General features: G+C 60.1%; 20 protein-coding genes and 2 pseudogenes. 15 read left to right on the plus strand and 7 right to left on the minus strand.

Annotated elements, in window-relative coordinates; translation table 11 throughout:
* Both ASD03_RS40160 and ASD03_RS22255 read right to left on the minus strand, forming a co-directional pair.
* Positions 1 to 325: hypothetical protein (locus ASD03_RS40160; protein ID WP_210177771.1), on the minus strand; the 325-nt coding region annotated here is incomplete at its 3' end.
* Positions 326 to 1,084: hypothetical protein (locus tag ASD03_RS22255; protein WP_244494683.1), on the minus strand; the 759-nt coding region annotated here is incomplete at its 5' end.
* 225 nt (positions 1,085 to 1,309) lie between these two features.
* Here ASD03_RS22255 and ASD03_RS22260 point away from each other — a divergent pair.
* Positions 1,310 to 1,540: a helix-turn-helix transcriptional regulator gene (locus ASD03_RS22260; protein WP_200957348.1), complete on the plus strand. Its 231-nt coding sequence runs from the start codon at positions 1,310 to 1,312 to the stop codon at positions 1,538 to 1,540.
* A 545-nt stretch (positions 1,541 to 2,085) separates the two neighbouring features.
* Here ASD03_RS22260 and ASD03_RS22265 read toward each other — a convergent pair.
* Positions 2,086 to 2,775 carry a Crp/Fnr family transcriptional regulator gene (locus ASD03_RS22265; RefSeq protein WP_057206664.1) on the minus strand — a complete coding sequence of 230 codons (690 nt, stop codon included), beginning with the start codon at positions 2,773 to 2,775 and terminating at the stop codon, positions 2,086 to 2,088.
* 324 nt (positions 2,776 to 3,099) lie between these two features.
* On the opposite strand from ASD03_RS22265, the gene ASD03_RS22270 reads away from it, so the two are divergent.
* The 5 genes and pseudogenes from ASD03_RS22270 (at position 3,100) to ASD03_RS22295 (ending at position 8,055) form a co-directional block, all read left to right on the plus strand.
* A complete protein-coding gene (locus tag ASD03_RS22270) occupies positions 3,100 to 3,798 on the plus strand; it encodes a phosphatase PAP2 family protein (protein WP_225906363.1) in 699 nt (232 codons plus the stop codon).
* 578 nt (positions 3,799 to 4,376) lie between these two features.
* Positions 4,377 to 5,408, plus strand: coding sequence for a DUF1254 domain-containing protein (locus ASD03_RS22280; RefSeq protein WP_057216407.1), 1,032 nt, complete (start codon positions 4,377 to 4,379; stop codon positions 5,406 to 5,408).
* A complete protein-coding gene (locus ASD03_RS22285) occupies positions 5,375 to 6,304 on the plus strand; it encodes a hypothetical protein (RefSeq protein ID WP_156408045.1) in 930 nt (309 codons plus the stop codon). The genes ASD03_RS22280 and ASD03_RS22285 overlap by 34 nt, the downstream gene beginning before the upstream one ends.
* Positions 6,305 to 6,357: 53 nt before the next feature.
* Positions 6,358 to 6,593 (plus strand): annotated as a pseudogene (locus ASD03_RS40725) (esterase); the annotation flags it as partial.
* A gap of 163 nt (positions 6,594 to 6,756) precedes the next feature.
* Complete coding sequence (locus ASD03_RS22295) at positions 6,757 to 8,055, plus strand: hypothetical protein (RefSeq protein ID WP_156408046.1); 1,299 nt, start codon at positions 6,757 to 6,759, stop codon at positions 8,053 to 8,055.
* A 245-nt stretch (positions 8,056 to 8,300) separates the two neighbouring features.
* Here the strand turns inward: ASD03_RS22295 and ASD03_RS22300 are convergent, their stop codons facing one another.
* On the minus strand, positions 8,301 to 9,170 hold the full coding sequence (locus ASD03_RS22300; RefSeq protein WP_057216413.1) for an aldose 1-epimerase family protein: 870 nt from the start codon (positions 9,168 to 9,170) through the stop codon (positions 8,301 to 8,303).
* Between the two features lie 12 nt (positions 9,171 to 9,182).
* Positions 9,183 to 10,112: a 2-dehydro-3-deoxygalactonokinase gene (locus tag ASD03_RS22305; RefSeq protein ID WP_057206674.1), complete on the minus strand. Its 930-nt coding sequence runs from the start codon at positions 10,110 to 10,112 to the stop codon at positions 9,183 to 9,185.
* A gap of 86 nt (positions 10,113 to 10,198) precedes the next feature.
* Here ASD03_RS22305 and ASD03_RS22310 point away from each other — a divergent pair, with 86 nt between their 5' ends.
* From ASD03_RS22310 to ASD03_RS22350, 9 genes are all read left to right on the plus strand, one after another.
* Positions 10,199 to 11,119, plus strand: a complete 921-nt coding sequence (locus ASD03_RS22310; RefSeq protein ID WP_057206676.1) for a dihydrodipicolinate synthase family protein — start codon at positions 10,199 to 10,201, stop codon at positions 11,117 to 11,119.
* The gene (locus tag ASD03_RS22315; RefSeq protein ID WP_057206677.1) at positions 11,116 to 12,285 is read left to right on the plus strand and encodes a mandelate racemase/muconate lactonizing enzyme family protein; all 1,170 of its coding nucleotides are present in this window, start codon (positions 11,116 to 11,118) and stop codon (positions 12,283 to 12,285) included. The genes ASD03_RS22310 and ASD03_RS22315 overlap by 4 nt, the downstream gene beginning before the upstream one ends.
* 26 nt (positions 12,286 to 12,311) lie before the next feature.
* Positions 12,312 to 13,577, plus strand: a complete 1,266-nt coding sequence (locus tag ASD03_RS22320; RefSeq protein WP_057207301.1) for a sugar ABC transporter substrate-binding protein — start codon at positions 12,312 to 12,314, stop codon at positions 13,575 to 13,577.
* 79 nt (positions 13,578 to 13,656) lie between these two features.
* On the plus strand, positions 13,657 to 14,562 hold the full coding sequence (locus tag ASD03_RS22325; protein ID WP_025430908.1) for a sugar ABC transporter permease: 906 nt from the start codon (positions 13,657 to 13,659) through the stop codon (positions 14,560 to 14,562).
* A 9-nt stretch (positions 14,563 to 14,571) separates the two neighbouring features.
* Positions 14,572 to 15,402 (plus strand): carbohydrate ABC transporter permease, encoded by an 831-nt coding sequence (locus tag ASD03_RS22330; RefSeq protein ID WP_057206679.1) that lies wholly within the window; start codon positions 14,572 to 14,574, stop codon positions 15,400 to 15,402.
* Between the two features lies 1 nt (position 15,403).
* Positions 15,404 to 16,492 carry an ABC transporter ATP-binding protein gene (locus ASD03_RS22335; protein ID WP_057206681.1) on the plus strand — a complete coding sequence of 363 codons (1,089 nt, stop codon included), beginning with the start codon at positions 15,404 to 15,406 and terminating at the stop codon, positions 16,490 to 16,492.
* On the plus strand, positions 16,489 to 17,469 hold the full coding sequence (locus ASD03_RS22340; protein WP_057206683.1) for an NAD(P)-dependent oxidoreductase: 981 nt from the start codon (positions 16,489 to 16,491) through the stop codon (positions 17,467 to 17,469). The genes ASD03_RS22335 and ASD03_RS22340 overlap by 4 nt, the downstream gene beginning before the upstream one ends.
* Positions 17,448 to 19,154, plus strand: coding sequence for an SMP-30/gluconolactonase/LRE family protein (locus tag ASD03_RS22345; RefSeq protein ID WP_057216416.1), 1,707 nt, complete (start codon positions 17,448 to 17,450; stop codon positions 19,152 to 19,154). Before ASD03_RS22340 ends, ASD03_RS22345 begins: the two co-directional genes overlap by 22 nt.
* Positions 19,155 to 19,164: 10 nt before the next feature.
* Positions 19,165 to 19,929, plus strand: a complete 765-nt coding sequence (locus ASD03_RS22350; protein ID WP_082523524.1) for an SDR family oxidoreductase — start codon at positions 19,165 to 19,167, stop codon at positions 19,927 to 19,929.
* A gap of 194 nt (positions 19,930 to 20,123) precedes the next feature.
* Here ASD03_RS22350 and ASD03_RS38070 read toward each other — a convergent pair.
* Together ASD03_RS38070 and ASD03_RS22355 are read right to left on the minus strand one after the other, a co-directional pair.
* Positions 20,124 to 20,342: pseudogene (locus ASD03_RS38070) on the minus strand (ATP-binding protein); the annotation flags it as partial.
* 108 nt (positions 20,343 to 20,450) lie between these two features.
* Complete coding sequence (locus ASD03_RS22355; RefSeq protein WP_057216419.1) at positions 20,451 to 20,885, minus strand: hypothetical protein; 435 nt, start codon at positions 20,883 to 20,885, stop codon at positions 20,451 to 20,453.
* Between the last annotated feature and the right edge of the window lie 167 nt (positions 20,886 to 21,052).

A 21,052-nucleotide genomic window follows, 5' to 3' on the forward strand; every position in this document is an offset into this window, starting at 1 on the left:
GGATGACGAGATACTCTCTGTTTGAGGAGAGACTGGCCAGGTGCTCCGCCGTGCGCCTGCGCAGAACGAGGCCGGCGTCTACTGCTCTTCGTGTCCGCTCGCCAAGATCGAGCTGCAAGCCATTTACGGTGTCGCGATCGAGGCCCTTGGCAAGCAGGAGAGCATTCAGATGGAGCTCAATGGAATGGAGAGCGAGAAGGCGTCGCGGCGGGTGGCCGGACTTGGACACGCCCTCACCAAGCGTGACGGCCGCGTCTCGGTACTGCGTCGCCAAGGCCAGAATGTCTCGAACCTTTGCTGATTGATCAGGATAGGCCAGGTCCATTCAGCTTGCCTCCAGGCTCGAGCGACAAGCCCGTGTCTCGCCGGCCCGTTCTTCCATGCGCATAAGATCCCTCAGCATGGTCCGCAGCTCTGGCCAGGGTGCCTCTTCGAGCTTTAAGCCCGGATCGTGTGTCACGATCAGGCAATGGAACTTCGCGGTGATTTCGATCAGGCAGGACGGCCTCGTGATCCACATGACACGGCCCAATATTCCGAGATGTCGCGCGAGCTCCTGTTCCAGGGTAACAGCGTCGCTGTAGCCCAGGTGCTTGTCGGYCTTTTTCCATTGTTTCCGGCGCTGACGAAGTTCAGTCCTTGACCGAGACAGTTGGTCGGCATCCACCTGGGTCAGGCGATTGAGCTCGGCGAAAGAGTGCACCACCACCGGCTGGTCGCTTCCAACAATCTGCAGTTCGGCAACCGGAAAACCGCCGGCCTGCTCCAGCATTTCTGCTTCTAGCTTTTGTCTGAAGCGCGTCGCCTCCAACAGTTGCTTATGACGGGCATACCATCGTGGCCACATTTCGCGGACAGGCGTTGGGCCGCTCGCTCTTCGCGGGCCGTTCGGATCGGCAATACGGGCGCTCAGAAAGCGCGCCGCGACSGGCAGAAGGTTTCGGCGGTCGATCACGTACGGTAGCTTTTCGATCGCGCCGTTCTCAAAATTTTCTTCTCTACGGGTGATTGCAGGCAAAGTTCTGCTATTCTCAGAATCAGCCATGATCCGAGCTCCAGCTAGCAAAGGCAACCCGGCGACCGCNCACGTACGGTAGCTTTTCGATCGCGCCGTTCTCAAAATTTTCTTCTCTACGGGTGATTGCAGGCAAAGTTCTGCTATTCTCAGAATCAGCCATGATCCAAGCTCTCTGAAACTAGATTTTGGTCTTGGCCGCTTGGGGAGCGGCGCCGAGTTTAAATTCGTAACGTGGATACGATAGCTGCCAATGCCATTCTCTTCAATACAAAATCGTATCGGTGTTACGAAATGACGCCAATTCAGTGTAAAATGGCGCGTGTGGCGCTGGGCTGGGGCACTCGGGATCTGGCAAAAAATGCCGGCGTGTCACCTGACACCATCGCCCGACTGGAACGAGGCGAGCGGCTTCGAGATTCAACCATGGACGTCGTGCAAGCTGCTTTTGAAAAAGCCGGCATCGAGTTCATCCCAGAAAATGGTGGTGGCGTCGGCGTTCGCTTTTCCAAACCAAGAGATTGAGCGGCATCCACGCATGCGCCCTGCATCGTCTCAATGAGGATCCAACGGCCGCCAGAGACGGTATCATCGATACGCAGGTTTGCTGGTCCGGTCGGGCAGGTGAGGGCAGGGCGCTTTTCAATTGGAGCGGCTTGCCGGGCCTAGGCTTCCCGGATCTCGGCCGTTTGCCGTCGCGATGCTGATCCTCCGAGACGAGGCTTTTTAACCGGTCAAACCGCGCGCGAACGGGCTCTGTCAGCTGCGCTGCTGGCGCTTCGTACGCTCATTCTTGTTGGTGGCTCGAAGCCGACTAGCTTTTTCGGCCAGATATGCGCGGGGTAAATAGCGCCACCACTCGAACCCAAAGTGCCGCTCTCGTGATTTAGCGCGGCGGATTGCTCCCATTGAGCAGCGTCGCCTGGATCATGTCAGCAGCTCGCGTATCGCACGATCTCTGCGAAGCATCCAGGCGGACTCGCGCGCATTGACGTAGTCGTGAACACAAAAGATCCCATTCCGCACCCATTTCGTTCTTTACAACAGGGCTCTCTGGTCGCTGAAACATATCAGTCTGCCACATCCTGTTCAGCATGCCGCCGCAAAGCCGACGGGTTGGTAACGATTATTGAGCGATAACCGGTTTCAATCCAACCGGCCTCGACGAAACGTTGGATGGCGCTGTTGACTTGCTTGCGGGATGTGTTCGTCAAGATACCGAGATTTTCCTGGGAAACGGAAATAGGAGCATCTGTCGACCAGGACATGCGATGCAGAACTGACGCAATTCTTGAGCTGACACTCTTCTTCTGCAGATCATGTACGATTCTAAGTAGTTTATCCGCCGCCAAGATAGAAATAACGCCGAAAGCCCGAATGTTGTTCGGGTCAGATGCGGCCATCTGCTCCATCGTCTCCAGCGGGACGTGCATCACCCAGGTTTCGCTCCGCGCGAACAGCTCGATCCGTCTTGGCTTGCCGGTCATGAAGCTGTCTTCGCCGGTCCATCCGCCGGGTACGGCGATGTGGATCAGGCGCGGCGTTGAGTCGAGAGGCGCGGTGTCCACGGTCACAGTCCCTGAAACAAGACCATAAATGCCCCCGGCCGGGTCGCCCGGACGGAATATGACCTGACCTGCGTCAAATTTCAGAAGTAGCGCATTTTGCAGCAAGCGTACCCTGAAGGCTTCAGGCATTTGAGCCAGCCACCCAGCCTCGCACATGATGCGTTCCGCATGCGCCCGTGACATACGCGCCATTTTCTTCTCCAGATTGTGCGGTTCGACACAATGTGCCGTTCAAAAGCTCTGTATCAACTTTATGGCGAGAAGAAAGAGGCCGCGACGATCAGGGGTAAGCCGGCTTCTCTACGTGTTTACGGCTGATGCCTGCCCACATCCCCATCGAATTGTTCGGCCACGCGTATGTGGTCGTCTCGAGATCGCATATCCAGGAGCTCTTGCATGCTATCGAAGATCTATCAATTGGCCTTGTGCTCGGTCATCGCACTTGCCGGCCAAGGCATAGAACCGGCCGCGGCAGAAACCGCCGCAAAGCCAGAGATTACGGATCCACATTTCCAGTTGGCTTCGGGCTATCTCAAGCAAAAGGATCTGCCCGATAGCCTTGTGCTGCTTGCCCCGCCGCCGGCCGACGGTACTGCGACGCTTGCGCGTGACGAAGAGTTGAGAGCCGCAACCATACCTCTGCGCGGTACGCCGCGCTGGGATCTGGCGCGCGCAGACGCTGATCTGCAATTCCCGCAGCCGGCGAAAAACTTCTCCTGCGCAATGGGCGTCGATATTGATGAAGAAAAGACCCCTCACCTATATCGCTTGATGCAGAAGGTCCTGACTGATGCAGGCCTGTCGACGTATGGCGTGAAGAACACCTACAATCGCACTCGTCCTTTCGTGGTCCATAACGAAGGCACCTGCTATCCCGATCAGGAGCCGCTGCTGCGAACCGACGGCTCGTATCCTTCAGGCCATACCGCGGCTGGCTGGGCCTGGGCGCTGGTGTTGAGCGAAATCAGCCCGGAACGCGCCGATTTCCTGATGAAACGCGGCATAGAATTCGGCCAGAGCCGCGTAATTTGTGATGCACATTGGCAGAGCGACGTCGATGCGGGACGCATTATGGGTGCGGCGACGGTCGCAAAACTGCATAACAATGCAGAGTTCCTCTCGGATGTCGCGGCGGCACGCGACGAATTGAAGACTGCGGGGGCGGCCGAGGCATCAAGCTGCGTTGCGGAAGAAGCCGCTCTGTCGGCACGATAATATTCTCGGGCTTCTGTACAATTTTCAAGTATTCCACGAGCCGGTTGATCTAGCGTCCGGCTCTGCCCTCAGCAAACAACCGCGACACGGTGGTCCCCCATGCGAGCGAGAAAGCGCCTCCTGCCTCCTCCTGGCTGCAGCGTTTGGAAACCCTCTTCTGCGGGCGGGCTACGCTCACCGGAGAAAGGCGTGCTCTGTGACCGCTACATGTGCGCCGACAATACGGGTGTTTCGCGCCGGTTGACGCAAAAGCACCTTGGTAAGAAGGCTGCAATCAAACGGTTTTCACAGGGTGATTTCGACCAAGCGGAGTTCACTTTCGCCAATGGCATCTTCCGCGACGTCAAAGAGCGGCTATGCCGCGAAGACAGATACTTCGATGCGGACGGCAAGCGAAGTGCCACAATCACCAGGACGTACACGCGTCTCCTATTTCACCGGTAAACATTCCCTCGCCGGCGGACGTCCGAATTTTCGGAGGATGCAGCAAAGTGCGCGGCGGGGATCTGGAAAGCCAACCGACAGAAAATCCCAAAGCTAGGGATTTAAGTAACCTATTGCATTATCGAGGAGATTTTATGCCGTATTTGCCTGTAATCTGCGTTGTCGCCGCGTCTGTGGCGACGCTTGGGAGTGCGAACGCACAGACCCCCTCCACCACCGCAACCCCCGTCGGCGTCGAGAATTTCGTCCGCGCCGAGTCCGACTTGTACATAGGCAAGACGGTGAAGGACGGCGGCTTCGGCCAGTTCGTCCATAGCCGCGAACCGGTCTCCATCGACAACCAGAACGTCATCCGCATGAATCGTGACACGCTCTATTCGGAGGCGGTTTTCGATCTCGACGCCGGCCCCGTCACGGTCACGCTACCCGATGCGGGCCAGCGCTTCATGTCGATGCAGGTAGTCAGCGAGGACCACTATGTGCCGTCGGTCTTCTACGGCGCCGGCAGCTATACGCTGACGAAGGAGAATGTCGGCACGCGTTACGTGTTTGTCGCGATTCGCACGCTGGTCGATCCTGCCGATCCGAAGGACGTAGACCAGGTTCATGAGCTTCAGGACGCGATCAAGGTCAGCTTGGCAGGCGCCGGAAATTTCGAGGTGCCGAACTGGGATCAAGCGAGCCAGACGAAGATACGCGAAGCCCTGCTCGTCCTCGGTTCGACGATCCCCGACTACAACAACGCCTTCGGCACAAAGGAAGCCGTCGATCCGATCCGGCACCTGATCGGCACCGCGACCGGCTGGGGCGGAAATCCCGCCAAAGATGCGACCTACCTCAGCGGGGACGCGCCCAAGAACGATGGAGCTACCGTCTATACGCTCAAGGTTGGAGACGTTCCGGTCGATAGTTTCTGGTCGGTCAGCGTCTACAACGCCGAGGGCTACTTCGAGAAGAACCCATACAACGCCTATTCGCTGAACAACCTGACGGCAAAGAAGAGCGACGATGGCTCGATCACCATCCAGTTCGGCGGCTGCGACGGCAACATCGTCAACTGCCTGCCGACCGTGCCTGGCTGGAATTATACGGTGAGGCTCTATCAGCCGCGTGCCGAGATATTGAGCGGCGAATGGAGTTTCCCGCAGCCACAACCCTTGCCGTAAGACGGCTCATGCGGGCGGGCGGATCTGATTTCGCCCGCACGCGTATCCGGAGTGCCATTCGCTGCGCGGCCTTTTCTGAAACGGAAGCCGTTATCGAGGGGAAAATGAAGTTTTTTTCAGTATGCTCAACTGCATTCGCATCGGTTTTGACGCTTTCGCTTTCGGCGAAGGCTGCGGATAAGCAGTTTCTGCCATTCCAACCCGAAGCCGGCAGCGAGACCTCGTCTGGCTGGCAGTTAAATGCCAGCCCGTATTTCTGGGCTGCTGGCATCGACGGCACCGTCGGGCAGTTTGGCCATCCGCCGGCGAGCTTGAAGTCCGACTTCGGCGATATACTCAAGGATCTGGATTTCGCATTTATGGGCGTGGCAGAGGGTAGATATGACCGTTTCAGCGTTTTCAGCGACGTAATCTACACAAAGCTTTCTGTAAGTGGCCACAGCCCCGCCAGGGTTTTGACGAACAAGATCAGTGTGACGTCCGAGACGTTTTCGGGTCTGGTTGGAGGCGGCTACAGCCTGCTGACGAATGGCCGGGACCATCTGGACGTGATTGCCGGGGCGCGCCTCTGGTACGCGAGCACCAAGGTATCTTTCAGCGGCGGCCTCCTAGATGGCATAAGCCGCGAAGACAGCGCTACCTGGCTCGACGCCGTCGCAGGTTTCCGTGGAACGTATTTCCTCACGGATCAATTCTACCTCACGGGTTGGGGGAATGTCGGCGCCGGGCAAGCCGATCTTGATTGGGATGTCGCAGGTGCCATCGGCTACCAAATCAAGGATAGCATTTCGGCAGTGGCTGGATATCGCGCGATGGGTGTCGATTACAGCTCCGGCGGCTTTGACTATGACGTTGTGCAGAAAGGCCCGATGCTGGGGTTGGTTTTCCATTTCTAGTCGCAACGCAACGACGTCTGCGTGCGAGAACGCATGTCGGTCATCCGGTCGGGATGATGGAACCCGTCGCTCTGGCGGCATCAACACCAAAGACAACGCAGGTCGACATACTTTTGCCGACGACGCATCAGCCGTCCGGGGATCCGGCAACCTTGTTCAAACGCGAGCGCAATCAGGAACTCTCCTTCGCGGAAGTCGCGGTCTCGATCCCGTCGGAACGCGACGCCGGAACTGTGCAAGGCCGAAACGTCTGCCAGCCAACCCCGCCACGGATTTCGCTGGTTCGCGGTCGTCAGTGGAACGGTCTCGGTGCTGTGGCGGGCCGCAGATTCAATGACACGACCTTGCCCAAGCAAAAGGGCTGAGTCCGGCCTGCGGCAGAACTGATGGCTTCATACCATCATTTGATGTCGAGCGGGCTCTCGGCAAGGAAATCGGGAGTACGACAGCCTATGCCTCATGCGTCGATAAACAAAACGTCAAAAGACGTGGAACAAGCAGCGCCCGCGCGCGCAGATGCTACTAACCGTGGCGATATTTATGCGGACGATCCGCAATCCTCTCAAGCTACAGGTTCCGAAGCCGACCAGACGCCCTGGGATTTCCTCGCGTCGCATGGCGGACCTTTCTACGAGCTTCAACGTCGGTTGAAGCTGCTGCACACACTCGCGCTCAACGCGGGTCGCCGTGCGGTGTTTTTCATCGCGATTGCTTGGGCAATTCCGTTCTTTTTGGCTTTGCCCGGTAGCCTGTCAGTCAGCGATGCAGGAGCTTATCTCCGAGATCTCGGCGTTTGGGCCACTTTTTTCGTCGCTATCGGGACGTTCGTTCTTGCCGAGCGACAGGTCGAAGACGGTCTACGCACCAAGCTCCAGCATTTCCTTAGAGCACCGATCATTGCGCCCGTTTCGATGCAGAGCGCCGCGGAGGCGGTCCTTGTGGCGCTCAAACAGCGCGATTCCGGATTGGCCGAGATCATATGCGTGGCGTTGGCGGTCTTTGGCGGACTGTTCTACTGCGCACTTCTCCATCATGCTCCGTTGACGTCCTGGGCCGTCGAGCTTGCGCCGAACGGTAGTGCCATTAGCTTGGCGGGCTGGTGGTCCGTGGCGGTAAGCGTGCCTCTTTTCTGGTTCCTGATGCTGCGTGGGCTGTGGCGTCACTTCGTCTGGTCGCAATTGCTTAGGAAGCTGGCGAGGCTGGAACTGAAGCTGGTCGCAACACATCCCGACGGACAGGGCGGGCTCGCCTTCATCTCCGAATATCCCAATGCCTATATGATGTATATTTTCGGTGTCAGCGCACCTGTGGCGGTAACCCTCGGCAGGCATTTCGATATGGAAACCCTCAATGCGGCCAGCCTTACCGCTACCATGGCCGTATGGCTGGTGCTGGTGCTTGCATTGTTTGCCTACTCACTTTCTGCTTTCTGGAAACCCCTTGCCGACCTGAAGGCCGCCACGATTCTCGCGCTCTCCGTGCAAGCTACCCATTATCAGCGGCTTGCCGAACGCAAGGTTCTTGGCCGTAATGTGGCTGCCCACTGCGATGAGAGATCGGAGAGAAAGGAAGACATCGCCGATCCCTCCAAGCACCACGAGTTGGCGAAAAAGCTTTCGACAGTGCTTCTTAGCCGTAAGGCGGTTTTACCGGTCGGTGCGGCGGCACTCCTGCCATTCGCCATCGAGGGAGCGACCCGGTTGCCCCTGAAGGATGTTCTTTCGATCCTGAAAAAAATGCTGTTGCTCTAGGTTCTGGTGAGGATCGAACGTTTATGGGCATGAACGCTAGCGAAGGTTGCCGTGCGCACTCACCTCGTTAACTTGATGCAGTTTGTGACGATCTCTTCTACCCAGTGTCTTTTCACCGTCACGACAGCAGCCGATTCATCGCGCCGAACTCGTCATGTTCGACCCCGATGAAATTCAGGGCACGGTCAGCCATGTCACTGCCTCCCCGCTGAGACGTTGCAAAAGGCCCTTTCGGGACCGCTTGATCACGATGAAAATTGGACGCTGATGCCGTGCTGCCGTTGTGCCGCGGGCTCCAGCAAATGCATCGCTGGTTTCTCGAACATGTCCTTGTCGAATCCGAGCGGGTCGCTGTAGCCAGTCCAGGGTTGGATGCAGAGAAACGGCGCATCGGTCTTGGCCCAGAGGGCCAGATGCGAGAAGTTTTGCCAGGAAAGTTCGATGGATGATCCAACGGGCGAAACATAGGAGGCCGATGTGCAATCCAGATCGAGCAGGCACAGGGCCCCAGCATAAAAAAGCTCTTCGGTGAGCGCCAGGCGACCGTCTGCTAGGGGGACCTCGTAATGAGCGGGGTCCATCAAGCCGGCCGAGGTCAGCCTAGAACCAGACACCTTTTCCCTCGTGGGCAGGGCCAGGCTGTAGCCGTCTTTGTCACCCTGCGCGAAGGGCCACCGGAAACCCGGGTGGAACCCGATTGCGTATGGTAGTGCATCTTCTCCCGTGTTGATCACGTCGAACGTGATCTGAAGACCTCCAGCCGCCAGGAAATAAGTGACCTTCAGAACGAAGCGGAATGGATAGGATCGCAGGCTCTCGTCATTCTCCGCCCTCACGAGGACGACCTGGTCAGACGCCCGTTTCTCGATTGTAAACTTTGCCTGTCTGGCGAAACCGTGCGGCGGCATGGGATATGGCTTCCCGGCAATCCGAACGACCCCATCGTTCACGCGACCGATGACAGGGAAAAGGATCGGGCTCGTGCCGCTCCAGGAGGCCGCGTCTGCCTCCCACAATAGCTCATGCCCGCCGAGACGTAAGGACAGCAGTTCCGCGCCGAGGAGCGCGATTTCCGCCCGCATGGCGCCAGAAGTGATTGTAACGGTGTCATCCATTGATCCGACTCCTCAAGACGCCGCGTGTTGAAAGATTGCCTGTGCGCCCTTGATGGCCATGTCCCGGCCGGCAGAGACGAGCCTGGCGCCGAAGGCTTCGACAACCACCTCGTAGACATCGACCAGATGGTCATCACCGACGACCGCGATCGGGTCGCCGGGGGAAAACCAGTTCTGCTCGCGCGCTTCCCTGAATTCCCAGCCGACGACCAGTCCCCAGAGGCGGCTGCGCATGTCCTGCTGCTCCAGCTCCCCGGCAAGCCAGGCAGTGCGCAATGAAAACAGACGGGTCAGCAGTCCGCCGGCCCTGCCGCTGTCGTCCATCGCGAGCTTCACGCCATCAAGAAATGCCTGCCCGGTCGCGCTCGCCTCTCCCTTTGCCGCTTTCATCAAAAAGGAATGGTGGGCGACCGTGTTGAACACCTCACTCGTGACGAAGGTGCGGAACCGATGAATTTGGCCGCCGCGCAGCTCCGCCCATTTGGTATGTGTGCCGGGCAGGACGACGACGATGTCGCGCTCCAGTCCAAAACCAACCAGCTGCGTCTCCTCGCCTCGCATGACGTCAGAATGGGGATGGGCCGTGCGGTCGGTCAGGCCGGGCAGCAGGGTGAGTGTGTCGCCATGCGGCAGTTCGATCGTCCGTGCGGCCGCAGCCAGGTCCGCGGCGCTGGCCGGTGTCGGCACATAGGGCATCTCGATCCATCCGTTGCGACTACCGATCATTCCCGACGCGATGATCGACAGTCCGCCGCACCGCGCGCGCCAATCTGCCAGCTCACCGGACAGAACCTTTTCATGCTCGCCATTCGGGACCGATTGAATTCCCAAATCGCCCGTCTTCACCTCGCGAACGCCGCCGCTCTCGTCGAGCAGCGCGGCGGAAAATCCCGTCGTGCCCCAATCGAGGACGACCGTGTGCCGGTATGTCCGATCGCTCACAGCAAACTCCTTCCTACTTCATTGCCGATTGACACCGCTTAACATTTCCGCATAAGGTCCACAATGCAAATTATAAGTCTCACAATATGGACCAAAAGATGCGACTGAGTGGAATATTGCCGGTACTGCCCACACCCTTCGCCGATGATGGCGTCGATCTCGATGCGATGCGTCGGCTTGTACGATTTGCCTTGGAGGGGGGTGTCGACGGCGTCGTCTTTCCGGGCTTCGCAAGCGAGGTCGAGGCGCTGAGTGCAGAGGAGCGGGTAGCCCTCCTGGCAGCCGTGGTGGCTGAGGTCGCCGGCCGGATCCCCGTCGTCGCCGGCGCAAGCGGGGGCACCGTGGCGGAGGTCGTCGCCCATGCGCACCAAGCGGCGGCCCTCGGAATCGATTTGCTGATGATCCAGCCGCCGAAGTCGATTGGCGCGGGTGCCGAGGCCGTCGCGGCATTTCTCGGCGCGGTCGCAGCCCAGGTGCCGAACGCTGAGATCATCCTTCAGAATGCCCCGGCGCCACGCGGATCCGACCTCTCGCCGGAAGCCGTCGTTCATGTCGTCCGCTCGGTTCCGTCGGTGCGTTACGTGAAGGAAGAGACGCTGCCCGCGGGTCCGGCAATCACGGCCATCCTCGCCGAGGCGCCGGAACACCTGCGCGGGGTCATCGGCGGGGGCGGTGCCCGCTACATTCTCGACGAATACGAGCGAGGTGCCTGTGCGGCCATGCCGGCTCTGGAAATCGCGGACCTGCATGTGTCGCTCGATCGCGCTTTCCGCGACGGCCGGAAAAGCGAAGCCCGTGCCCTCTATATCCGTTCGCTGCCGCTTCTTGTTCTGCAGGCCGTCTACCGTATGCGGTTGACCAAGCATATCCTGATGCTGCGTGGTGTCGCCGACAACCGCATCGTGCGCGCGCCGACCCCTGAAATCGACGCACTTGCTCTTCGAGACATCGACGCATCCTATGCGGAATGTGGGCTGGGACGTCCCGGCGAGGGAGAAAACGCATGATCGATCGGGTCAAGTCTGTCGAAACCTTCACGCTGACCATTCCGCGCGAGCGCCCGTACCTTGGAAAGGCGCGCAGCGGAGAGGAGCCGAGCGCACGTGGCTATCTCGTGCGCAAGGGCAACAGGACGGTGTATCCCGTCTTCGATCGCAGCGTCCTGGTGCGCATCGAAACCGTGAATGGCGCAGTCGGCTGGGGGGAAACCTACGGGCTCGTCGCCCCGAAGGCGACGATGGAGATTATCGACGATCTCCTGGCAGACTTCACGATCGGCCGGGATGTCTTCGACGCTGCCGCAATTCACGATGACCTCTATGACCTCATGCGGGTGCGCGGTTATACCGGCGGCTTCTACCTGGATGCGCTGGCGGCCGTCGACATCGCGCTTTGGGATCTGGCGGGCAAGCTCGCGCAACTGCCGCTCTGCAAACTGCTCGGCGGCCAGCGCCGCGAGCGCATCGACGCATATGTCTCCGGATTGCCGGAAGACACGCGCGAAAAGCGGGCCGAGCTGGCGCTTCACTGGCGCGAGAAGGGGTTTTCGTCCTTCAAGTTTGCAGCACCGGTGGCCGACGACGGCGTCGCCCGCGAAATCGAGACATTGAGAGCGCGGCTGGGGCCATCAGCGCGTATCGCCTGCGACATGCACTGGACGCATACGGCCAGCGAGGCGATCGCGCTGATCAAGGCAATGGAACCTCATGGCCTCTGGTTTGCTGAGGCGCCGGTTCGCACGGAGGACATTGATGGTCTGGCGCGCGTGGCAAATGCCGTCGCAAGCGCCATCGCCGTCGGCGAGGAATGGCGAACGGTCCATGACATGGTGCCGAGAGTTGCTGTCCGGGCGATGGCAATCGTCCAGCCCGAGATGGGGCACAAGGGTGTGACCGAGTTCATGCGCATCGGACAATACGCCCAGGCCCATCACATCAAGGTTATTCCGCATGCGACCATCGGCGCCGGCATCTTCCTGGCGGCAAGTCTTCAGGCGAGTGCTGCGCTTGCAATGGTGGATTGTCACGAATTTCAGCATTCGATCTTCGAGCCCAATCGCCGGCTGCTCGAAACGGACATGGATTGCGTGGCGGGAGAATACGTCCTGCCGACGGGAGCCGGCCTCGGGGTGGAGCTCTCACGAGAGGCTTTGTCGCTTCTGAAGAAGCAGTGAATGAACAACGGAGGAGTGGAGGAATGATGAAGAGGATCAAGGACCGGATCGCCGCGGCGACCGTTGCGGGCCTGCTGGCCGGATTTGCGCTGCCCCAGACGGCCGGCGCTGAAACGCTCAAGTTCGTCTCCTGGCAGAAAGACGAACGGGGTATCGGGGACTGGTGGGGCACGGTCATCAAGGAATGGGAGGCGAAGCATCCGGGTGACACCATCGAATGGACGAAGGTGGAGCGAAATGCCTATGCCGATACGATGACAACCCTGTTTGCCGGCGGAACGCCGCCGGACATCGTCCATCTCGCCTCGTTCGAGTTCCAGACCTTCGCGAACAACGGCTGGCTGGAGGATCTCGGCCCCTGGATCGAGAAGGCCGGACTCGATCTGAACGGCTGGAGCGGGCAGAACACCTGCCAGTTCCAGGGCACGACCGTCTGCGTCATGATGCTCTATTACGGCGTTATCTTCGGATACAACGAAGACATGCTCAAGCAAGCGGGCGTGGCGGTACCGAAGAACTACGAAGAGTTCCTCGCCGCTGCACGCGCCACCACCAAGGACCTCAACGGCGACGGTATTCTCGACCAGTTCGGAACCGGCCACGAGACGAGAGGCGGCAGCGGCCAGTACCTGGCGGAAATGGCGAGCTACCTCTTCGATACTGGCGCACGTTTCACTGATGCCGAAGGCAACGTCACGATCGACACGCCCGAGATGGTCGAAGGCCTCAAGCGCTGGAAGACGGTCGTGACGGAAAACCTGACACCGCGCGACCTTTCCGCCGGCGAGGTGCGCAAACTCTTCGCGGACGGCAAGATAGCCCTCAAGATCGACGGCCCCTGGATCTATCAGATCATGCAGGACGGGACAGCGAAGGATAAACTGAAGCTCGCCAGTGTGCCCTTCGATCCGCCTCTCGGCGGCTCCTCGAACGTCCTGGCGATGCCGAGCGAAATCCCGGACGAGAAGAAGCAGCTGGTCTGGGACTTCATAGCCATAGCGACGTCGCACAAATTCCAGGGGAGTTTCGCGACGATGGCCGCCTCGACGCCGCCGGATCCGAATGCTGATCTGACAGAGGCGAAAGCCAAGCTGCCACACTTCGAACTCATGCTTGAATCGCAGCGGGCGGCTGCCAAGAACCGGATCGATCGCATTCCTGTGGGCCTCGAGGTCCAGTTCAACGAGTTTTCGAAGATGGTCCAGGAAGAGGCGCAGCGGATGATCATCGAGGATCTCGATCCGGCTGTCGTTGCGAAGACGATGCAGGAAAAGGCCGAAGCGCTCAACTAGCGCGAGCCTCTCGCCCTAGAGACACACGAACGTCCAGGCGCCCGACGGCGCTTGGCGCTCCCAACCTGAAAGCAACGCCATGAGCCTACGCTTCTTAGACCTGGCAAGGCCCAGCCGTCAGCATTATCTCGGCTATCTGCTACTGCTGCCGGCCGTCGCACTGGTCGCGCTGATTATCATCTATCCCCTGTTCGTCTCCCTGGATCTGTCGTTTCAGAAGGTCGGGATGGCGACGCTCAGCGCGCCGCGAAAGCCGTTTACTCTTCAGAACTACGAGAAGCTGTTCACATCGCCGGAGTTCTGGACAGCCTGCTGGGTGACGATCAAGCTCGTTGTCGTGGTGACGGTCGCCTGCTTTGCCGTGGGGCTTGCAACAGCCCTTCTGGTCAACAATCGCTTCAGGGGACGCAGCCTTGCGAGGCTCTTCGTCGCCTTGCCTTGGGCGGTTCCCGAGGTCATCGCGGTCGTCATCTTTTCCTGGATCTTCGATTCCTCCTTCGGTCTGATGAACTGGCTCCTCATCAAGCTCGGCCTGACCAGCGGCATGATCAACTGGTTCTCTGATCCGACAGCAGCCTTCTGGGTCGTCGCCGTCACGATGATCTGGAAGGGCTATCCGTTCGTCTCGATCATGACGCTCGCCGGTCTTCAGTCTATACCGGACGACTTCTACAATGCCGCGAAGGTCGACGGAGCCAACGCCTTCCAGCGCTTCCGCTACATCACCGTCCCCGTGCTCATGCCGGTACTGGGCGTGACGCTTGTGCTGGTCGTGCTGTGGGTGTTTCGCGATTTCTCCATCATCAAGGTGCTCACGGATGGCGGACCCCTGAAGTCCACGACGACGCTGTCGATCATGACGTACGACCAGGCCTTCGGCTTCTTCAACATGGGTTACGCATCGGCCATCGGCATCGTGACGCTCATCCTTTGCGTAGTGGTCAGCCTATTGATGCTCGGCCGCAAATCGCAAGCAATGTACTAGGGGGCCATCATGAAACGCACAGGGCTACAATCCCTTGCTCTCTATGCCGGTGTAATCGCCGTCTGTGGGATTCTGCTTTTTCCGATCTACTGGCTCTTCGTCACCGCCTTGTCGACGCTTTCCGAAATTCGGTCGTTGCCCCCGTCTTTCTGGCCGGCCGAGCCGCAGTGGAGCACGTTCGCCAAGGTGGCCTCCGAGCGACCGATCCTCTTGTGGCTGATGAACTCGACGCTGGCGGCCGCCGGCTCCGTAGCGCTATCGATGATCGTCTCGGTCTTTGCTGGCTACAGTCTTTCGCGCTTCAGCGTGAAGGGCAGCCGGCCCCTCGGCTTGTTCATCCTCACGGCGAAGATGCTGCCTGCAACGCTTCTTGTGATACCGCTGTTCGGGATATTCCGGTCGATGGGGCTGATCGGCAGCCTTTGGTCGCTGGTTCTGGCACATTCGACGCTCATCATCCCCTTCACCACATGGATGCTGAAAGGCTATTTCGACACCATTCCGCGCGAACTTGAGCAGGCCGCCATGGTCGACGGCTGCTCGCCGCTCGGTGCGTTGTTCCGGGTCGTGCTTCCCGTGGCAACACCGGGCCTGGCGGCGACGGCACTCTATGCCTTCGTTCTTTCCTGGGCGGATTACGCCTACGCGCGGACGTTCCTGACCAACGCTCAGGGCAACTGGACGGCCAATCTCGGCATCACCACGATGAAGGGCGAATACGTCACGGATTGGAACGAAATCTCGGCCGCCGCCGTGTTTGTGGCCCTGCCCATCGTCGTCATCTACCTATTCCTCGAACGTTACTTAGTCGGTGGGCTCACCGCCGGCGCGGAGAAGTGAAATGGCTGGAATAAGCATTCAAGGCGTGCACAAGAGCTACGGCGCGCTCAACGTATTGAAAGAATTCTCGCTCGAGATCACGGACGGCGAATTCGTTGTGTTGGTCGGCCCGTCCGGCTGCGGCAAGTCGACTATGCTCAAGATTCTCGCGGGGCTCGAGGCTGCAAGCGGAGGCAAGATCCTGATCGGCGACAGGGATGTCACCGATCTCGCACCGGGCGACCGCGATATCGCCATGGTCTTCCAGAACTACGCGCTCTATCCGCATCTGACCGTCGGACAGAACATCGGCTTCGGCCTCAAGATGCGCGGCATGGCAAAGACCGAGATCGACAAGCGCGTGCAGGCGGCAGCCCGAATTCTGGCGGTCGACCATCTGCTTGATCGCCGGCCGAAAGCCCTGTCGGGCGGCCAGCGGCAGCGTGTGGCGCTCGGGCGCGCCATTGTGCGCGAACCCCGCGCCTTTCTGATGGATGAACCGCTGTCGAACCTCGATGCCAAGCTGCGTGTTCACACCCGCGCCGAAATCAGCGCGCTCCACAAGCGCATTGGGGTCACCACCGTCTACGTCACTCATGACCAGATCGAAGCGATGACGATGGCGGATCGGGTGGTCATCATGCGCGACGGCCTCGTCCAGCAGATCGCCGATCCGGATACGCTGTTTCAGAAGCCGATAAATCTCTTCGTTGCCAGTTTCATCGGCTCCCCGGGCATGAATTTCCTTCGAACTCGCATCACGGGCGGACACATCGAGCTGTTCGGCCAGACCTTCGCCGCTCGGCCGGGGGTCGCTGACGGGGAGGTGATTGTCGGCATTCGTCCCGAGCACCTCTCGCTGGGGCAGGGCGGCGTCACCTTCCAGGTGAAGCCGGTGCTCGTCGAAAGCCTGGGATCCGAAAAATACGTCTACTTCGAACCAGGCCAGTACGCCTTCCACCAGGGCCGTGAGGACGAGCGCGGCAAGGGGTTGATCGCCCGCGTTCCCTATTCCGGCACGATCCGGGAGGGCGAAGAGCTCTCGCTGTCTTTCGACCCCTCTCACATCCACCTCTTTGACGCACAAACTGAAAAGGCAATCGACAGATGAAAGTGCTTGTAACTGGCTCGGCGGGCAGAGTCGGATCGTTCGTCATACGGGATTTGCTGGCCGCCGGCCATCGCGTCAGGGGGTTCGATCTGCGACCCGCCGGCATCGAGCAGGACGGCTTTGACGAAGTGGTCGGAGCCTTCGACGACGAAGAAGCGGCGCGCCGCGCTTGCTCGGACATGGACGCCGTATTGCACCTCGGTGCCTTCATGTCGTGGTTGCCGGATGACCGGGAGAAGCTGTTCCGCGCCAACGTGGAGGGCACGCGGGTTGTGCTGGAAGCAGCAGTGGCTGAAAAGGTCGGCCGGTTCGTTTTCGCGAGTTCCGGCGAGGTTTATCCGGAAAACAAGCCGGAGTTCCAGCCGATAACCGAGGCGAATGGCACAAACCCGTTGTCGCCCTACGGGCTGACCAAGCTGCTCGGCGAGGAACTGGTGCGGTTTCAGGGTCGTGTCTCGTCCATGGAAACCGTGATCCTGCGTTTCTCGCACACGCAGAACGCCTCCGAACTCCTGGATGCGACGAGTTTCTTTTCAGGCCCGCGCTTCTTCCTGCAGCCGAAGATCCGCCAGCAGGAAGGTTTCGGCAACAGGGCGGCGGTCGAGGTGCTGCGGGCAGCGGACCCCGGCCGCCCCGCATTGATCCTGTCTCGGAACGAAAACGGGCGCCCCTTCCGCATGCACATCACGGACACGCGCGACATGGCCCAGGGCGTTCTACTAGCGTTGACGCATGAAAAGGCGCCGGGCGGCACGTTCAACCTCGGCTCCAGCGATCCCGTTGACTTTGCTGACGTTCTACCGGTAATGGCGCAAAGGACCGGTTTGCCACTCGTCACCGTGGACCTGCCCGGCCCCGGTGTGTGGTATCACACCTCCAACCAGCATATATGCGACACGCTTGGCTTCGCGCCGCAATGGCCGATCATGCGGATGCTAGATGAGGCGGTAGAAGCATGGAAGAAAATGCCAGCGTAGGCCTGGAGGATCGCGGGGCACCGGCGGGCGCTGCAGCGCTCGCCAAGGGCCTCGCCCTGCTCGACCTCATCGCGGAAGCCACGAAGCCGCTTCGGTTTGCCGATCTGCAAAGGCAGAGCGGCGTCCCGAAGCCGACCCTGGCGCGTATGCTCAAAACCCTGATGGTCTATCGCCTGGTTCGCCAGGATGATGAAAGCGGTGCCTATCTGCTGGGCAACCGCTTTCTCGAACTATCCCATCGCGTCTGGGACAAGTTCGACCTGTTGAGCGCCGCTCTGCCTGAGCTCCAACGGCTGTCCATCGATCTGGGAGAAACCGTCGCGCTATGCCGTCTCGATGGTTCGCGCGTCGTCTATCTGGAGGAGCGGTCGAGCGGCGGACTTGGCGTCCTGATCGAAGTCGGGCGCAGGGTTGCGATCCATTGCTCGGCGGCGGGCAAGGCACTCCTGGCGTTCCAGGAGCCGACGTTTGCACGCAGCCTGATGGCGCAGCTGTCCTACGACCGCTTCACCCCGAAAACGATAACCGATGCGCAGTCGCTCGAGGCGGATCTGGTGCTGACGCGGGCACGGGGATATGCCGTCTCTTACGAGGAGCATCTGGTCGGTGTGAATTCCGTTGCTGCGCCGATTGCCGGGCGGGACGGCGTACCCATCGGTGCTCTCGTCGTCCTCGCCCCGGCCTCGCGCCTCGACAGTTCCGGAATTCACCCGGTGGGCCGGGAGCTCATCGCCTCCGCCCGCCGCATCACCGGAACGGCCGGAACTGTCGCGATCAGTTCGGGCCCGCGGCCGCGAGAGCGGACGTCCACATCCAGTTTTGTGCACTGCGTGCTGCCGTGGGGCGCTCAGCTGGGCGAGGCACCCGTCTGGATCGCGCGGGAAAAGCGGCTGTACTGGGTCGATATTCTTCATCCCGCCGTCCACCGCTTCGACCCGGTGACCGGCAAGAACGAGACCTGCAACGTTTCCAAACTTGTCAGCGCCGTGCTGCCTGCTATCGATGGAAGGCTCGTCGTTGCATCCCAGGACGGAGTGGAGTTTCTGGATTTCGACCGCGGCACCTTCACCCTCTTTGCCGAACCCGAGCCCGGCATGCCGGAAAACCGCCTGAACGACGCAAAGACCGACGCGCGCGGGCGGCTTTGGGTCGGCTCCATGCGCCTCGATGTCAGCCGGCCGACCGGGAACCTCTACCGGATTTCCGGCAGCGGAGAGGTTCACCGGGCCGCGGCCGGATTGACAGTCGCAAACGGGCTTGCATGGAGCTCCGACGGCCGGATCTTCTACTTCGTCGATACAGTGCCGGGCATCATCTACGCGTATGAATTCGACATTGGGGAAGGCCTCATCGGCAATCGCCGGGTGTTCGCCCGAATCCCGGAATCCGAAGGCCGGCCCGATGGCCTGACGGTCGACGCTGAGGGCGGCGTCTGGTGCGCGATTTGGGACGGATGGCGCGTGGTGCGCTACCATCCCGACGGCAAGATCGATCGTGTCGTGGACCTGCCAGTGCCGCGTCCGACGAGTGTCGCCTTCGGCGGCGACGATCTAGCAACCCTTTTCATAACGAGCGCCCGCACGCGTCTGCCCGCTTCGACGCTCACCGAAGCACCGCTATCGGGGGGCATTTTCGCATGTACGCCTGGAGTGCGTGGCTTACCCGCAAACCTCTTTGGTGGATGAAAGGACTTTGATGACATACCAGGACATGTTCTCGATGAAGGGGCGGACGGCACTCGTCACCGGTTCCAGCCGCGGCATCGGTGCGGCAATCGCAAAAGGGTTTGCCGCCTATGGCGCCCGCGTCGTTGTCCATGGACAAACGGAAGGTGCAGCAGCCGACGTCGAGCGTTCCATTCGGGAGGCCGGGGGACAAGCCGTCTCCGTTTACTGTGATCTGTCTAGCAAACGGGCTGGACGCATGCTCATCGAGCGCGCCGAGGCTGCGGCTGGTCCCCTCGACATTTTGGTGATCAACGCGTCCGCACAGATCAATGGCACCTTTGAGGATGTCAAACCCGAGGACCTTGATCTGCAGATCGATGTAAATTTGCGGTCGACCGTCGACATGCTGCAAGCGGTGCTTCCGTCAATGGCGGAACGCGGCTGGGGTCGCGTCATCAACGTCGGTAGCATCAATCAGATACGGCCAAAGGCGATCGTCTCGATCTACGCCGCCACGAAGGCGGCTCAACACAATCTCGTCCAGAGCCTGGCGCGAGACTACGCCGGCAGGGGTGTGCTTCTCAACACACTGGCCCCGGGCTTGATCGATACCGACAGGAATGCGGACAGACGTGACTCGGATCCTGAAGCGTGGGCGGACTACGTCCGCAAGCTGAACTGGATGGGTCGGGCAGGACGACCTGACGAAATGGTTGGTGCGGCGCTATTTCTGGCGTCTGAGGCGAGCAGTTTTGTAACCGGCGAGACACTCATTCTTTCCGGTGGATATTGAGTTAAAGCGCCCTACGGCTAGGGTGACGTCGAGGCCCTAGACCGCCAGTTTGAGGCCGAGCGACCAAAGCAGACGATAGGGGCAGACTCCTTATCCAGCCGCCATCGAGAATGACTAGCCCAGCCAGTTCCATGCGCCATGTTCTGACCAGCCGTTGCATCATTCTGAGGTTCTTTTGCTTGAAGCGAGCTGGATCAATCTCTGCCAGGCGTTGCTGGCCTCTGCAGGAGTCCACTGCGGCGCTTTTCTATAGCTGTCGCCACGGATCGTGATGACATGGCTGTGACGAGCATTGGCACCCATTTCATAGCGCCGGACACGAGCTGGAAGAGCAGATGGGTTGTATTGAGTTTCAACGGAAGATAGCCAAGCTCGTCGATGATGAGCAGCTTGGGAATTGAGATTGCCAGCCGAGCCGACATTCGCCGACTGACGGCGCTTGTGAAAAAAAAGCGAGGGGCAAAGGCCCCTCGCTGCCAGGATAGAGTTCTGCCGGTCTGTTTACCAGCAGACTGTCCCGCTTAACGCGCGGTTGACACGACGCCGCCGCTTTCAGTGCCGCCGCCGCTTTCAGTGCCGCCGCCGCTTTCGCTGCCGCCGCCGCTTTCRSTGCCGCCGCCGCTTTCGCTGCCGCCGCCGCTTTCAGTGCCGCCGCCGCTTTCACTGCCACCGCCGCTTTCACTGCCGCCGCCACCTTCACTGCCGCCGCTGCCGCCGTCTCCACCGCCGCTGCTGCCGTTGTCTCCACCGCCGCCGCTACCGCTGTCTCCACCACCGCCGCTGCCGCTGTCTCCACCACCGCCGCTGCCGCTATCAGCGCCCGTTCCGCTCGCACCGTCGCTTTTGCCGCCAATTTCGCCGGCTCCGCCGATTTTGCCGCCGTCAGCGAATGCTGGCGCCGTGTAACCCGCCGCAACGATGGCGCAGATAGCAACTGTTTGAAGATACTTTTTCATGCTGGTCTCCCAATGTTGATTCAAGTATTTGCCCAGCCGCCGAGCAATAACTCACTCCTCAACAACGAGGCTAGGCATGTCCTTCCGTGACCTCCACTAAGCATAGGTTGCGTGCACCGCATCCAGAGCCGGAGTTTTGCTGAGGCCGTAACAGAACAAATATCCCG

The sequence above is a fragment of the Ensifer sp. Root127 genome (assembly GCF_001425225.1).
Lineage (GTDB): Bacteria > Pseudomonadota > Alphaproteobacteria > Rhizobiales > Rhizobiaceae > Ensifer > Ensifer canadensis.

Bases quoted from the DNA above. Each gene is read 5' to 3' on its own strand.
- ASD03_RS22260 (WP_200957348.1), top strand. From the start codon at position 1,310: ATGACGCCAATTCAGTGTAAAATGGCGCGTGTGGCGCTGGGCTGGGGC.
- ASD03_RS22265 (WP_057206664.1), bottom strand. From the start codon at position 2,775: ATGGCGCGTATGTCACGGGCGCATGCGGAACGCATCATGTGCGAGGCT.
- ASD03_RS22280 (WP_057216407.1), top strand. From the start codon at position 4,377: ATGCCGTATTTGCCTGTAATCTGCGTTGTCGCCGCGTCTGTGGCGACG.
- ASD03_RS22285 (WP_156408045.1), top strand. From the start codon at position 5,375: ATGGAGTTTCCCGCAGCCACAACCCTTGCCGTAAGACGGCTCATGCGG.
- ASD03_RS22295 (WP_156408046.1), top strand. From the start codon at position 6,757: ATGCCTCATGCGTCGATAAACAAAACGTCAAAAGACGTGGAACAAGCA.
- ASD03_RS22300 (WP_057216413.1), bottom strand. From the start codon at position 9,170: ATGGATGACACCGTTACAATCACTTCTGGCGCCATGCGGGCGGAAATC.
- ASD03_RS22310 (WP_057206676.1), top strand. From the start codon at position 10,199: ATGGACCAAAAGATGCGACTGAGTGGAATATTGCCGGTACTGCCCACA.
- ASD03_RS22315 (WP_057206677.1), top strand. From the start codon at position 11,116: ATGATCGATCGGGTCAAGTCTGTCGAAACCTTCACGCTGACCATTCCG.
- ASD03_RS22320 (WP_057207301.1), top strand. From the start codon at position 12,312: ATGAAGAGGATCAAGGACCGGATCGCCGCGGCGACCGTTGCGGGCCTG.
- ASD03_RS22325 (WP_025430908.1), top strand. From the start codon at position 13,657: ATGAGCCTACGCTTCTTAGACCTGGCAAGGCCCAGCCGTCAGCATTAT.
- ASD03_RS22330 (WP_057206679.1), top strand. From the start codon at position 14,572: ATGAAACGCACAGGGCTACAATCCCTTGCTCTCTATGCCGGTGTAATC.
- ASD03_RS22335 (WP_057206681.1), top strand. From the start codon at position 15,404: ATGGCTGGAATAAGCATTCAAGGCGTGCACAAGAGCTACGGCGCGCTC.
- ASD03_RS22340 (WP_057206683.1), top strand. From the start codon at position 16,489: ATGAAAGTGCTTGTAACTGGCTCGGCGGGCAGAGTCGGATCGTTCGTC.
- ASD03_RS22345 (WP_057216416.1), top strand. From the start codon at position 17,448: ATGGAAGAAAATGCCAGCGTAGGCCTGGAGGATCGCGGGGCACCGGCG.
- ASD03_RS22350 (WP_082523524.1), top strand. From the start codon at position 19,165: ATGACATACCAGGACATGTTCTCGATGAAGGGGCGGACGGCACTCGTC.